Genomic DNA, 11,857 nt, shown 5'->3' on the forward strand with positions numbered 1-11,857 from the left:
TCCATGCTCGATCTCGTCCGGCTGCGCGTGCTGGCCGCGGTCGCCGCCCACGGTTCGGTGACCGCGTCGGCCGAGGCCTTGCACTACACCCAGCCCACCGTCAGTCATCACCTCGCCCGGCTGGAGGCCGCGACCGGCGCGAAGCTGGTCCAGCGAGTCGGCCGTGGCATCCGGCTCACGCCCGAAGGCGAGGTGCTCGCGCGTCGGGCGGCCGAGATCGTCGGCCGCGTCGATGCGGCCGACGCGGAGCTCGCCTCGTTGGTCGGTCTGCAGTCCGGGCGCGTCCGGGTCGGGGCGTTCTCCTCAGCGCTCAGCGTCCTGGTGCCGCCGGCCGCCGCTGAGTTGCGCCGCGAGCATCCGAACCTCGAGCTCGAGTTGGCCGACGCCCACCCGGTCGTCGCGGCACGACAGCTGCGCGCGGGCGACATCGACCTTGCGATCTTGTTTCGGTACGACGACGACGTCCCGGACGACGGGCTTCGGTACACCTATCTCCTCGACGATCCCGTGCAGCTACTGAGTCGCCGTTCGGGAGAGACCCTCACCGACCACCGGGACTCGGATTGGATCGCGGGGTGCGCGAACTGCCGGCAGGAACTGCTCCAGCACTGTGCGGACGCCGGGTTCACGCCGCGCATCGCCTACACCAGCGACGACATCATCGTGAAGCAGGCCTTCGTCGCGGCTGGTCTCGGAGTCACCACGATGCCGGGTCTGGCGCTGCGCTCACACCATCTGGACGGAGTGCAGGCGACCGAGCTGTCCGTCGTACGCCGGATCTATCTCGCGACGTACGGCGAACCACCGGACCCGCCGGCTACCACGGCCTTCGTCGAGGCGTTGCAGGGCGTGTTGAGATCCGGTGCAGTGGGCACTAGGTCCGCATGCGGGAGCGCCTAGCATCGCGTTACGACCGGATCTGGCGAGCGGCCGTCGTGCTGCTGGCCACGATCGGGCTGGCCTCGGCGATCGTGTTCGTCGGCCTGTCGACCAACCTGGTGGCCTTCCTGGTCGCGGCCGCGGTGGCCGGGGCGGCCGCTCTGCAGGTCGGCCTCGCGCGGGAGTTGCCGTCGGCGGATTTGATCCGATCGACACCTCGCTTGGCCGTTCTCGGCGGTCTGCTGGTGCTGGCGATCTGTGGGTTCGCCGCGGCGGTGGGTCTGGAGACGCTGGTCCTGGTCGGGCTGATCATCACCTTGTCGCCGCCGGTGCTCGCCCGGCTGCGGCCTGCCGCCCGCCAGCCGGCCGAGCCGAAGCGTCAGTCGCAGGACGTGCCCCCACCACCGTTACCCACACCTCGATATCTGTCCGCGGTGGCGCGCAGCCTGTGCGAGCTGAGTGACGAGGAGATCTGCCTGGCGTGGCGGCGGAGCTTCACCCGGCTGCAGAGTTCCTCGACGGCCGACCACCGGTCCGCGATGGCCGACGTCCGCCGCGCGTACCTCGACGAGCTCGAGCGACGCAGTCCAGACGCGTTCGCCGCCTGGATCCAGTCCGGGGCCAGAGCCGCCGGCGATCCGGCCAAGTTCTTCATCCCGCACACCAGCTGAGGTGGGCGCTCGCCCTGGCGGCCCGGCCTCATGGGCGGGGTCCGTTGAACGTCGTCCGCAGGTCGGCGCCGATCAGCTCGACCGCGTGCCGCCCGGCCGACAGGGCCGCGGGAAAGTTGAGGAACGCGTGCATCGTGTCCGCGTACTCGACCAGCCGCGCCGGTACGCCGTCCTGCCCGAGCCGGTTCGCATAGATGCGCGCATCGTCACGCAGCGGATCACGTCCGGCGGCGAGGACGAGTGCGGGCGGCAGGCCGGCGACCGTGGCTGCCCGTAGCGGTACGGCCGCGGCGGGGAGGTCGCCGTCGGGGAAGTACTGCGTCGAGGACCAACCACCCGGGGCGATGCTCAGGAATGTGCCGTCGAACGACCGGTACGACTCGGTGTCCTGGTCCAGGTCGAGGGATGGGTAGCAGAGGATCTGCCGGTCGGGGAGCGGAGTGCCCTCGTCGCGCGCGAGCAGGCAGGCGCCGGCGGCGAGTGCGGCGCCCGCACTCTGACCGCCGACCGCGATCCTGCCGTCACCGTTGAGCTCAGCTGTGTACTCGCGGAGCCAGTCGAGACTGTCGCGAACGTCGTGAAGCCCTGCTGGATAAGGGCTCTCGGGCGCCAGTCGATAGTTGAGCGAGACAACGACAACGTTGCCTGCGACAGCGATTCCCGAGGTCGCGTACTCGATGTCGCGGAGATCCCCACCGATGAAACCGCCGCCATGCAACCAGAGCACAACTGGCCGTGGACCGGAGGTCAGCGGACGATAGACGCGCGCCTCGAGGCGGCGGTCCGGCAAGGTGATGGTGAGGTCTTCGGGGTGAGTCCGCGGATCGCACTCGCCGGCCAGCTCCGGGTCCGGGAGCTCCTCGCGATCGAGCAACAGGGCCTGATAGGGGTCGAGGTCGGGGCCTTCGGGCTGGTTCGCGAAGATCTTCAGCAGCTGGTCGGTCTCGGCCGCGAACTGCGGGCTGTCGACGATCTCGGCCGTCATGCGGAGACCGGCGCGGGCTGGAGGTGGCGGGCGGCGTGGCCGAAGACGATGCCGTCGGGCGGAGTGGAGGCGTACTCGGCCAGCGCGCCGATGCCGCCGTCGAACCCGCCGCCCGTCGACGGGTCCGACCACGACTTCTCGTCGTACTGCTCGATCTCGGCGACGAGTGCCGCGCCGACGCTGTCGAAGCGGTGCCGGAGCAGGTCGGACGGGATGTGGCGACCGGCCTCGACGCCGCCGACGTTGAGAGCGCTGCCGATCTCGGCCGTCTCCCAGCGCGGGTCGATACTCCAGTGCAAGCGGCCGGCCTTGGCGTCCCGGAGTACGGCGAGGGTGATCTCGTCCCACATCAGGATGTGCGCGACCAGGTCGTGCAACGAGTCGCAGAAGTGGCCGAGCGGGCCGGCCGTCACCCGGTACGGCGCTCGCAGCTCAGCCTCAGTCCGTCCGTCGATGCGGGTCAGCAGGAGCTCCTGGTCGGTTCGGAGCAGCTGTGCCGCCTCGACCGGAGAAGTCTTCGGTGTACGCATGCGCCCACTGAACCATGCCGCGGGTCGTCTACCGGTTGGACTGCAGAATGTCTTCAATCCACCCGAGCCGCGCGATAGTGCGCCATCTTCGCGCGGGCGCCGCAGGTGTTCATCGAGCACCAGCGCCGCCGGCCGGCCCGGCTCTCGTCGACGAACAGCAGGGAGCAGTCGTCGGCGGCGCAGGTGCGGATCCGGTCTGCGAGAGGCCCGGTCAGGAGGTCGACCGCGTCCCGCGCGAGCACGCTGAGGAGGCCGGCGGCGTCTGTCGTGGTGTTGTCGGCTCGAAGGTCGCCGGTGAGGCGGGGGCCGGGGAGCGGGCGGGCGCTCCAGTGGTTGACCAGGTCGACGTCCGCGGCGAGCGTCGTACCCGTGAAGAGGCGGTAGAGGGCTTCGCGCAGTGCCAGGGCCCGGGTGAACGTGCGGGGCGAGACCGCGACGGGGTGATCGGCGAGGCCGGCGGCGTGGAACCAGCGGCCGAGGTCGGAAGCTACCGGGACTCGCTCGAACGGGGTCTGCCGGCGCTTGCCGAGGGTCGCGGTGAAGTCGACCGACGGCCGGCCGCCCACCCAGGTGAAGCTCATGCGACTTAGTCTATCATCGGTGTTACCAGATGAACCGGTAACCGAGGAGTGTGGCTGTGAAGATCGCGATCGTCGGAGCGGGTGGCGTCGGTGGGTACTTCGGTGCCCGGCTGGCCGCGGCCGGGCAGGACGTCGGTTTTGTTGCGCGCGGCAAGCACCTGGAGGCGCTGCGGTCCCAGGGGCTGGTGGTGCGGAGTCCGGCCGGTGACCTGGAGCTCTCGCCGGTGCGAGCCACCGCCGACCCGGCCGAGCTCGGTGAGGCCGACTATGTGCTCGTCTGTGTGAAGACCTGGCAACTGCCCGAGGTGACCACCACGATCGGTCCGCTGGTCGGCGATGCGACGGCGATCGTCACGGTCCAGAACGGTGTTGAGGCGCCGGACCAGGTGGCTGCGGTCTACGGCCGCGACGCGGTCCTGCCGGGTGCCGCGGAGGTGATCGCGTACGTCGATGGTCCGGGGATCATCCGCCACCTCGGCAACGGCAAGCTGACCTTCGGCGAGTGGGACAACCAGCCGACACCCCGCTCCGAGCGGCTGCGCGACGCCTTCGTCGACGCCGGCCTCCAAGCGACCGTCCCTGACGATATCTGGGCCGGCCTGTGGACCAAGTTCCTGTCCGTCGTTCCGAGCGGCGGCCTCGGTACGGCGAGCGGAGCCGGGTACGGCGTCCTCCGCACGCGACCCGGCACCCGCCGGCTCCTCACCGAGGCAACCACCGAGATCCGCGACGTCGCCCTGGCGCGCGGCATCGCTCTCGCGGCGGACGTCGTACCCAGAACCCTTGCCTGGATCGACCAGCTGCCTGCTGACGGCACCACGTCTCTTCAACGGGACCTGATCGCCGGCCGGCCCTCCGAGCTGGAGGCGTGGACCGGAGCGGTAGTCCGCCTTGGACGCGAGTCCGGGGTCCCCACTCCGGTCAACACTTTCCTCTACGAACTGGCCGCCGCGCGGACCACCCCTCAGTGATCGATGCGGGCCCGGAGCTGAGGTTCGGAGGAGACGGTCGACTGGTGTGGGTAGACGGCTGCGAACAGGACGCACAGCGTGACGCCGTAGATAGCGACGCCCAGTGCGATGGCGCTGGTCATGCTCACGCCGATCAACAGGAAGGACCAGATGCCCGCGGCCAGCGGCGCGTAACGACGCCACCCCGTCCAGTCATCTGAGCGCAGCACCGCCAGGCCGGCGACGAGCAACCCGACCGCGGTGAGCGCGACCCCGAGGCCGAACACCGGGCCGACGATCTGCGGGCCGGTGTCGTCCAGCCGCTGGCCGGCGATCGGGATCGATGCGAGCTCCGCGACGAGGAGGACGAAGGTCCCCACCACCGCGAGCATCGCGCCGATCCGGCCGCCGCGGCTCCCCATCGCGCGAACCACGGCGAGCATGCCGAGGAGAACGAGCAGGTGGAACCCGGCGTACAGGATGGAGACCGGAACGATGGCGTCGCTGCTCCAGGGGTAGCTCCACATCGTGTCGGAGACGTCGGAGGCCGGCTTGACCAGCACCTCCACGGCGATGCCGGACAGCGTCGTCAGGACGGCGCCGACGAGACCGATGACTGCGAGTTTGCGGTTCATGATTCCCACCTTTCGAAGTGTGCTTCGACGCTAGGTTTCGGCGGTTGCCCGGCGCATCGGCGTCAGTACGCCGATCGGCGCGCGAAACCGCGTCAGTGCCAGCACTGTTGGCGGGATCGTCCGGCGCTGCCACGATGGTGGCGTGCGTGGGCGCCGGCCGTTACCGGCTGTGTTGTTCGGAGTGACCGTGGTCGCGGAGATCGCCGCGATCGCCCTGTCGTGGCGGCTCGAACCCGTCTACGACACGCTGCTGTACGCGGCGATCGGTGTGACCACCGTCGGCGCGGGAGCGTTGATCGCCCGGCGGCATCCGGAGAACGCGATCGGCTGGCTGTTCTGCGGCTTCGGACTGCTCAACGCACTCGCCGCGGACCTGGCCCAGGGCTGGGGACTCCGGGCCGCCGCCGAAGGCTGGGCCGGCGGTCCGGTCGGCGAGGGGATCTCCGCTGTCAGCTGGTTGCCGAGCGGCTTCGGATGGACACTCACCTTCCTGCTCTTCCCGACCGGCCAGCTGCCGAGCCGGCGCTGGCGTCCGCTGCCGTGGATCGCCGCGGCCGGTCTGGTGCTGAGCATGGTCGCCTGGTCGCTGAGTCCAGCCAGGGGCCGGGACTTCAGTAGTGGCCACAACCCGTGGGCGGTCGAGTCGCTGCCGACCGGTGCCCTTCTCGCCATCGGAATGCCGCTGTTCCTCGGCGCGCTGATCGGCGCGGTCGTCTCACTTGCCGTCCGCTTCCGGCGCTCGACCGGCCTGGAACGCCAGCAACTCAAGTGGTTCGTGCTCGCCGCGTCCGTCGCCGGCGTGGCTCTGCCGACGGCCTTCCTGCTCTGGTACGTCACCCCCGTGGCCGGCGTCATCGCCGCCCTCGCACTCTCGGGCCTGCCGCTCGCCGCCGGTGCCGCGATCCTGCGCTACCGGCTCTACGACATCGATCTGTTCATCAGCCGGACCGTCGCGTACGCGGGCCTGACGGTCTTGCTGATTTCGGCGTACGCCGTCGTGACCGTTGCCCTGGGCGCCTTTCTCGGCCGGGGTTCGGCCTGGACCACAGCCATCGCGACGCTGGTGTGCGCCGTGCTGTTCCGCCCGTTGCGCGGCCGCATCCAGGACGCCGTCGACCGCCGCTTCAACCGGGCCCGGTACGACGCCCTGCAGCGGATGGCCGGCTTCCTCGAAGACGTCCGCTCGGGCCGCCGCGCACCGGAGGACGTCGAAGCCGTCCTGCGCGAGATCCTCGGCGACCCCGGTCTCGACCTCCTCGTCTTCCTGCCGGAGAGCCGCCGGTACGTCGACCTGGCCGGCACGACCCGCGCCGACGCCGACGGCCGGCACCGGATCGCGATCGAACGCGGCGACCAGCCGATCGGCGTGGTTCTGTACGACGGCACCGGCGGGATCGGCCCGGACCTGCTGCGCCGGGTTGTCGAGGACGGTGGTCTCGCCGTAGAGGTCGCGCGGCTGCGCGCCGAGCTCAACGTCCAACTCGTCGAGGTGAAGGCCTCCCGGGCCCGGATCGTTGCCGCCGGGCACGCCGAACGCCGCCGGATCGAACGCGATCTGCACGACGGCGCCCAGCAGCGGCTGGTGTCCATCGGCCTCGCGCTCCGCCACGCGCAGCACCAACTCGGAGCGGCGCCACCCGCGGACGTGCGGGTCACGCTGGACGGCGCGGTCGCCGAGGCGACCGTGGCGATCGGTGAGCTCCGCGAGTTGGCTCGCGGTCTGCCGCCCGCGCAACTGGATGCCGGTCTCGCCCCCGCCTGTCAGGAACTCGCGCGTCGTGCTCCGCTGCCGGTGTCGGTGCGGATGCCCGACCAGCGTTTCGACACCGGCATCGAGGCCGCGGCGTACTTCATCTGCTGTGAAGGTCTCACCAACGCGGTCAAGCATGCCAACGCCACGCGCGTCGATCTGATCGCCGACCAGGACCTCGAGCGGCTGGTCGTGCGCGTGGTCGACGACGGCGTGGGTGGAGCCGCGGCCCGTCGCGGCACCGGGCTGACCGGCCTGGCCGATCGGGTCGCGGCGCTCGGCGGCACCTTCCACATCCAGAGCAGGCCCGGCACCGGTACGACGCTCGTCGCGGAGCTGCCATGCGGATCGTGATCGCCGAGGAGCAGGTCCTGCTCCGAGAAGGGCTGAAGATGCTCTTCGTCGACGGCGGGCACGAGGTGGTGGCGACCTTCGGCGACACGGACGGGCTGCTCGCGGCGGTCACGTCGTACCGGCCGGATCTGGTCGTGGCGGACATCCGGATGCCGCCCGGCTTCGGCGACGAGGGTGCCCGGGCGGCTCAGGCGGTGAAGAGTGCGCACCCGGAGATCGGCGTACTGCTGCTGTCCCAGCACATCGAGACCCATCACGTGGTCGAGCTCGTGTCGCTCGGTGGGTTCGGGTATCTGCTGAAGGATCGGGTGCTCGATGTCGGCGAGTTCCTGGCCGCGGCCGAGCGGGTCGCGCGGGGTGGGTCGGCGCTGGATCCGCAGGTGGTGGCCGGGTTGGTGGCGCGGCGTGGGGCTGGGGATCCGCTGGCCATGCTGACGGATCGCGAGCGCGACGTCCTCGAGCTGATGGCCGAAGGCCTGACGAACAGTGGCATCGCCAAGCGGCTCTACCTCAGCGAGCGAACGGTCGAGGCGCACGTCCGGCACGTGTTCACCAAGCTGTCGTTGCCCGAGACCGAGGATGGTCACCGCCGGGTGCTCGCCGTACTGACCCACCTCAGCGCGGCTACCCCAGACCGAGGCCGGTGAGGACCCGGCGCTCGATGGCATATCCGGCTCTTTTGCCGGTTCGGTGGGTGTTTTCCGGTACCGTCGGCCGGTCCGCCAGGCCATCACAACGAGGCGCGCGCGACGCCGCCCTGCCCGGGCTGGGGAGGATCTCCCACCCGATCCGGGATCCCGATCCTCCCCACCCTGCGGCACCCGGCACAACGGGACCACCCACGGATACGTCAGTAGAGCCGGATATCCGTCAGTCGTCGGTGAGGCGTTGGAGGAGGTGGATGAGGGTGGATTGTTCGGTGGGGGTGAGGCGGGTGAGTTGGGTGGCCATGGCTTCGCGGCGGTTGTGGCGGAGGGTGGTGAGGATCTGGGTGCCGGCCGGGGTGAGGGTGACGAGGGTGGCGCGGCGGTCGTTGGGATCGGGGTGACGGGCGACCAGGCCGGCGGCCTCGAGGTCGTCGACGACCGAGGTGGCCGAGCGGGGGACGATGCCGAGCTGCGCGGCCAGTTCGCTCAGGCGCAGGGCGCGGTCGGCGCGGTCGAGGGTGCGGAGGACGCGGAACTGGCCGTGGGTGACGCTCTCGCCGAGCCCTTCCCTGGACGCGCGCCGCTGCCGGCGGACGATGCCGTCGAGCAGGGCCGCGATCTGTTCCGCGGAGTCATCCGGAGCGTGCACGACCAGAGCCTAGTGGTTGAGGATCTTGTGAGGTTAGCTCATAGTGAGGTAAGCTCAGTATATCTGATCCCCGACCGAAAGGATCTGCATGTCACAGATCTCCGGACTCCCGGGTGGGGGAGGCGGTGGCGGTCGCGCGATGCGATCGCTGATGAAGGACTCCTCCGTCCGGCACCACAAGCTCACCGCGGGCACCCTCCGCCGCATCCTCGGCTTCGCCCGCCCCTACCGCGGCTACCTGGCCTTCTTCCTCGTCCTGGTTGCCCTCGACGCCGGCACCGGGGCCGTCACCCCCTTGCTGTTCCGCGCGATCATCGACGACGGCATCGTCCCGGGCCGCGCCGACGTGGTCGTGTGGCTGGCCCTCGTCGTCGCGCTGCTCGCGGTCGTCAACAGCGCGGTCACGCTGGGCGAGCGCTGGTTCTCCGCGCGGATCGGCGAAGGACTCGTCTACGACCTGCGCACCGCCGTGTTCGACCACGTGCAGCAGATGCCGGTCGCGTTCTTCAGCCGCACCCAGACCGGCGCGCTCATCCAGCGCCTGAACGGCGATGTCCTCGGCGCCCAGCAGGCCTTCACCTCGACCCTGTCGAACGTGGTCAGCAACCTGCTCAGCGTCACCCTCGTGCTCGGCGCGATGTTCGTGATGTCGTGGCAGATCACTCTGCTCGCGCTCGTGGTCCTGCCGCTGTTCGTGATCCCCGCCCGGCTGATGGCCGGGAAGTTGCGCGAGCTGACCGCCGAGACCTACAAGCTGAACGCGACCATGGCGCAGACGATGACCGAGCGCTTCAACGTCGCCGGCGCCGTCCTGGCCAAGGTCTTCGGCCGCACGCAGGACTCGTCGAAGGAGTTCGCCGGCAAGGCGGCCCGGGTCCGCGACATCGGCGTCACCACCGCGATGTACGCGAGTATCTTCCGCGTCTCGCTGACCCTGGTCGCCGCGCTGGCCGTTGCCCTCGTGTACGGCGTCGGCGGCGTGTTCGCGGTGGAGGGAACGCTCGGGATCGGCACGGTCGTCGCGCTCACGGCGTACCTCACCCGCCTGTACGGACCGCTCACCGCGCTGTCCAACATCCAGGTCGACGTGATGACGACGCTGGTCAGCTTCGAGCGTGTGCTCGAGGTGCTCGACCTCCCGCCGATGGTTGCCGACCGCAAGGACGCGAAGGAGCTGCCGGCCGACGCCGAGCCGTCGATCCAGTTCGACCACGTGTCCTTCCACTACCCGTCCGCCGAGGAGGTGTCGCTCGCCTCGCTGGAGTCGGTCGCGACCCTGTCGGCCGAGACCGGCGAGGACGTCCTCAAGGACGTCAGTTTCACCGTCGAGCCCGGACAGTTGGTCGCTGTCGTCGGCCCGTCCGGCGCCGGCAAGACGACGCTGTCGTCGCTGGTCTCCCGGATGTACGACGTGACCGGTGGAGCCGTACTCGTCGGCGGCTGCGATGTCCGCGAGGTCACCCAACGCTCCTTGCGAGAGGTGATCGGCGTGGTCACGCAGGACTCGCACATGTACCACGACACGATCCGCTCCAACCTGCTGCTCGCCAACCCGGAAGCGACCGACGCCGAGCTGCACGAAGCGCTCGTGGCCGCGCAGATCGCGACCCTGGTCGGCACCCTGCCCGATGGTCTCGACACCGTCGTCGGCGATCGCGGTTACCGGTTGTCCGGTGGCGAGCGTCAACGACTCGCAATCGCGCGGCTGTTGCTCAAGTCGCCGTCGATCGTGATCCTCGACGAGGCCACGGCGCACCTGGACTCCGAGTCCGAGGCCGCTGTCCAGGCAGCACTCGCCAACGCACTCGTCGGCCGTACGTCGCTCGTGATCGCGCACCGGTTGTCGACCGTCCGCAACGCCGACGTCATCCTCGTCCTGGACGAGGGCCGCATCCGCGAACGCGGCACCCACGAGGAACTCCTCGCCAAGGGCGGCCTGTACGCCGACCTCTACTCCACCCAGTTCGAGAAGGCAGCCTAAGCCGGCGACCGGAGCCGCCGGCGCGTGGTCGGGGCGCTCGCTGGGCTGGCGAGGCCCAGGGCGCCGAGGAACTGCTCGAGCGTGAACGCGGCCATCCCGAGGGCCACCGGGTTGCCCGCGACGCGCGAGGCCTCGACCGTCAGGCCCGGTAGCGAGCCGGGCAGGACGTGGTCGGGGAGTTCGGCGGTGACGGCGGGGATCAGCCACTCGCCCAGCGCGACCGTGGTCCAGCCCGTCAGGGTGATGTGAGGGATGTTGAGCAGGTTCACCAGATCACCGAGCCCCGCCGCGAGATAGTGCGCCGTACGGCGGGCCAGCTCCACCAGAGCCGGGTCGTCGCCGGCCAGACCGACCGCGACCGCTTCGACGAACCCGCGCTGCTGCGGCTGCTGGAGCGCGGGGTGATCCGGGTCGATCTCCGCCAGTGTCGTCTCCAGGCCGTGCACACCGAGATATGCCTCGACACATCCGCGCCGGCCGCAGCGGCACTGCCGGCCGTCGAGCTGGAGCAGCGTGTGTCCCCACTCGCCCGCGTTGTTGGCCGCGCCGCGCAGTAACGACCCGTCGATCGCGATGCCGGCGCCGACGCCGGTGCCGAGGTTGACCACGGCCATGCTCTTGGTAACTCGGCCGACGCCGAACCACATCTCCGACAGCGCGACCGCCTTCAGCGGGTTGTCGACGTACACCGGCATGCCGAGGCGTTCCTCGAGCAGGGCCTCGATCTTGACGTCGTGCCAGTCCCAGTTCGGCGCGAACACCGAGACGCCGGCGTCCGGCTGGACCTGGCCGGGCATGCTCACGCCGGCCCCGATGATCCGCTTGCGGTCGGTGCCGCCGGCCTCGACCGCCGCGTCGATGGCGCGGACGATGCCGTCGACGACGTACGCCTGGCCGTTCTGGTGCTCGTCGAGCGCGACCTCGCTCTGGCCGAGCGGGCCGAGGGTGACGTCGTACACGGTCGCGTCGACGTACGTCTCGGCCACATCGATGCCGAGGATGCGGCCGCGGTCGGGGTCGATGGTGAGCCGCTCGTACGGGCGGCCGACGGTGTTCTGCTCGACGGTCGCGATCCGCAGCACGCCCTCGGCCAGGAACTGCGTCACCAGCGTCGCGACGGTCGCCGTGCTCAGGCCGGTGTGTTTGGCGATCTCCTGCCGGGTCGACGGCCCGAGGGTGAAGAGTGCGTGCAGCACCTCGAACCGGCTCTCGTTGCGCAGGTCACGGGATGTCTGCCGCGGCACT

Annotated in this window: 12 protein-coding genes; 6 read left to right on the forward strand and 6 right to left on the reverse strand. The window is 70.3% G+C overall.

Going from position 1 to position 11,857, the window contains the following annotated elements; translation table 11 throughout:
* Positions 1-3 precede the first annotated feature (3 nt).
* Positions 4-900: a LysR family transcriptional regulator gene (locus OG555_RS23235; RefSeq protein ID WP_329474628.1), complete on the forward strand. Its 897-nt coding sequence runs from the start codon at positions 4-6 to the stop codon at positions 898-900.
* Positions 885-1,550 carry a hypothetical protein gene (locus OG555_RS23240; protein ID WP_329474629.1) on the forward strand — a complete coding sequence of 222 codons (666 nt, stop codon included), beginning with the start codon at positions 885-887 and terminating at the stop codon, positions 1,548-1,550. Before OG555_RS23235 ends, OG555_RS23240 begins: the two co-directional genes overlap by 16 nt.
* Positions 1,551-1,578: 28 nt before the next feature.
* On the opposite strand, the gene OG555_RS23245 is transcribed toward OG555_RS23240, so the two are convergent.
* Genes OG555_RS23245 through OG555_RS23255 form a run of 3 tightly spaced genes read right to left on the reverse strand, consistent with a single transcriptional unit; the run spans position 1,579 to position 3,646 of the window.
* The gene (locus OG555_RS23245) at positions 1,579-2,535 is read right to left on the reverse strand and encodes an alpha/beta hydrolase (RefSeq protein ID WP_329474630.1); all 957 of its coding nucleotides are present in this window, start codon (positions 2,533-2,535) and stop codon (positions 1,579-1,581) included.
* A complete protein-coding gene (locus OG555_RS23250; RefSeq protein ID WP_328523249.1) occupies positions 2,532-3,065 on the reverse strand; it encodes a maleylpyruvate isomerase N-terminal domain-containing protein in 534 nt (177 codons plus the stop codon). Before OG555_RS23250 ends, OG555_RS23245 begins: the two co-directional genes overlap by 4 nt.
* Before the next feature lie 53 nt (positions 3,066-3,118).
* Positions 3,119-3,646 (reverse strand): CGNR zinc finger domain-containing protein, encoded by a 528-nt coding sequence (locus tag OG555_RS23255; RefSeq protein ID WP_329474631.1) that lies wholly within the window; start codon positions 3,644-3,646, stop codon positions 3,119-3,121.
* A gap of 56 nt (positions 3,647-3,702) precedes the next feature.
* On the opposite strand from OG555_RS23255, the gene OG555_RS23260 reads away from it, so the two are divergent.
* A complete protein-coding gene (locus tag OG555_RS23260; protein ID WP_329474632.1) occupies positions 3,703-4,617 on the forward strand; it encodes a 2-dehydropantoate 2-reductase in 915 nt (304 codons plus the stop codon).
* Here the strand turns inward: OG555_RS23260 and OG555_RS23265 are convergent.
* The gene (locus tag OG555_RS23265; protein ID WP_329474633.1) at positions 4,611-5,231 is read right to left on the reverse strand and encodes a hypothetical protein; all 621 of its coding nucleotides are present in this window, start codon (positions 5,229-5,231) and stop codon (positions 4,611-4,613) included. The two genes, OG555_RS23260 and OG555_RS23265, sit on opposite strands and share 7 nt — an antisense overlap.
* A 142-nt stretch (positions 5,232-5,373) precedes the next feature.
* Here OG555_RS23265 and OG555_RS23270 point away from each other — a divergent pair, with 142 nt between their 5' ends.
* A complete protein-coding gene (locus tag OG555_RS23270; RefSeq protein WP_329474634.1) occupies positions 5,374-7,335 on the forward strand; it encodes a sensor histidine kinase in 1,962 nt (653 codons plus the stop codon).
* Entirely contained in the window at positions 7,323-7,982 is a 660-nt protein-coding gene (locus OG555_RS23275; RefSeq protein WP_329474635.1) for a response regulator transcription factor, read from the forward strand. Before OG555_RS23270 ends, OG555_RS23275 begins: the two co-directional genes overlap by 13 nt.
* Positions 7,983-8,205: 223 nt before the next feature.
* Here OG555_RS23275 and OG555_RS23280 read toward each other — a convergent pair whose 3' ends face one another.
* Complete coding sequence (locus OG555_RS23280) at positions 8,206-8,631, reverse strand: MarR family winged helix-turn-helix transcriptional regulator (protein WP_329474636.1); 426 nt, start codon at positions 8,629-8,631, stop codon at positions 8,206-8,208.
* Positions 8,632-8,719: 88 nt separating this feature from the next.
* Here OG555_RS23280 and OG555_RS23285 point away from each other — a divergent pair, with 88 nt between their 5' ends.
* Positions 8,720-10,612 carry an ABC transporter ATP-binding protein gene (locus tag OG555_RS23285; protein ID WP_329474637.1) on the forward strand — a complete coding sequence of 631 codons (1,893 nt, stop codon included), beginning with the start codon at positions 8,720-8,722 and terminating at the stop codon, positions 10,610-10,612.
* Here OG555_RS23285 and OG555_RS23290 read toward each other — a convergent pair.
* On the reverse strand, positions 10,609-11,856 hold the full coding sequence (locus OG555_RS23290; RefSeq protein WP_329474638.1) for an ROK family transcriptional regulator: 1,248 nt from the start codon (positions 11,854-11,856) through the stop codon (positions 10,609-10,611). The genes OG555_RS23285 and OG555_RS23290 overlap by 4 nt on opposite strands.
* Position 11,857: the final 1 nt, after the last annotated feature.

It is taken from the genome of Kribbella sp. NBC_01484, assembly GCF_036227145.1.
Taxonomy (GTDB): domain Bacteria; phylum Actinomycetota; class Actinomycetes; order Propionibacteriales; family Kribbellaceae; genus Kribbella.

What these genes read in the sequence shown, in the direction of transcription:
- OG555_RS23235 (WP_329474628.1), top strand. Translation starts at nt 4, where the DNA reads ATGCTCGATCTCGTCCGGCTGCGCGTGCTGGCCGCGGTCGCCGCCCAC.
- OG555_RS23250 (WP_328523249.1), bottom strand. Translation starts at nt 3,065, where the DNA reads ATGCGTACACCGAAGACTTCTCCGGTCGAGGCGGCACAGCTGCTCCGA.
- OG555_RS23255 (WP_329474631.1), bottom strand. Translation starts at nt 3,646, where the DNA reads ATGAGCTTCACCTGGGTGGGCGGCCGGCCGTCGGTCGACTTCACCGCG.
- OG555_RS23275 (WP_329474635.1), top strand. Translation starts at nt 7,323, where the DNA reads ATGCGGATCGTGATCGCCGAGGAGCAGGTCCTGCTCCGAGAAGGGCTG.
- OG555_RS23245 (WP_329474630.1), bottom strand. Translation starts at nt 2,535, where the DNA reads ATGACGGCCGAGATCGTCGACAGCCCGCAGTTCGCGGCCGAGACCGAC.
- OG555_RS23265 (WP_329474633.1), bottom strand. Translation starts at nt 5,231, where the DNA reads ATGAACCGCAAACTCGCAGTCATCGGTCTCGTCGGCGCCGTCCTGACG.
- OG555_RS23285 (WP_329474637.1), top strand. Translation starts at nt 8,720, where the DNA reads ATGTCACAGATCTCCGGACTCCCGGGTGGGGGAGGCGGTGGCGGTCGC.
- OG555_RS23240 (WP_329474629.1), top strand. Translation starts at nt 885, where the DNA reads ATGCGGGAGCGCCTAGCATCGCGTTACGACCGGATCTGGCGAGCGGCC.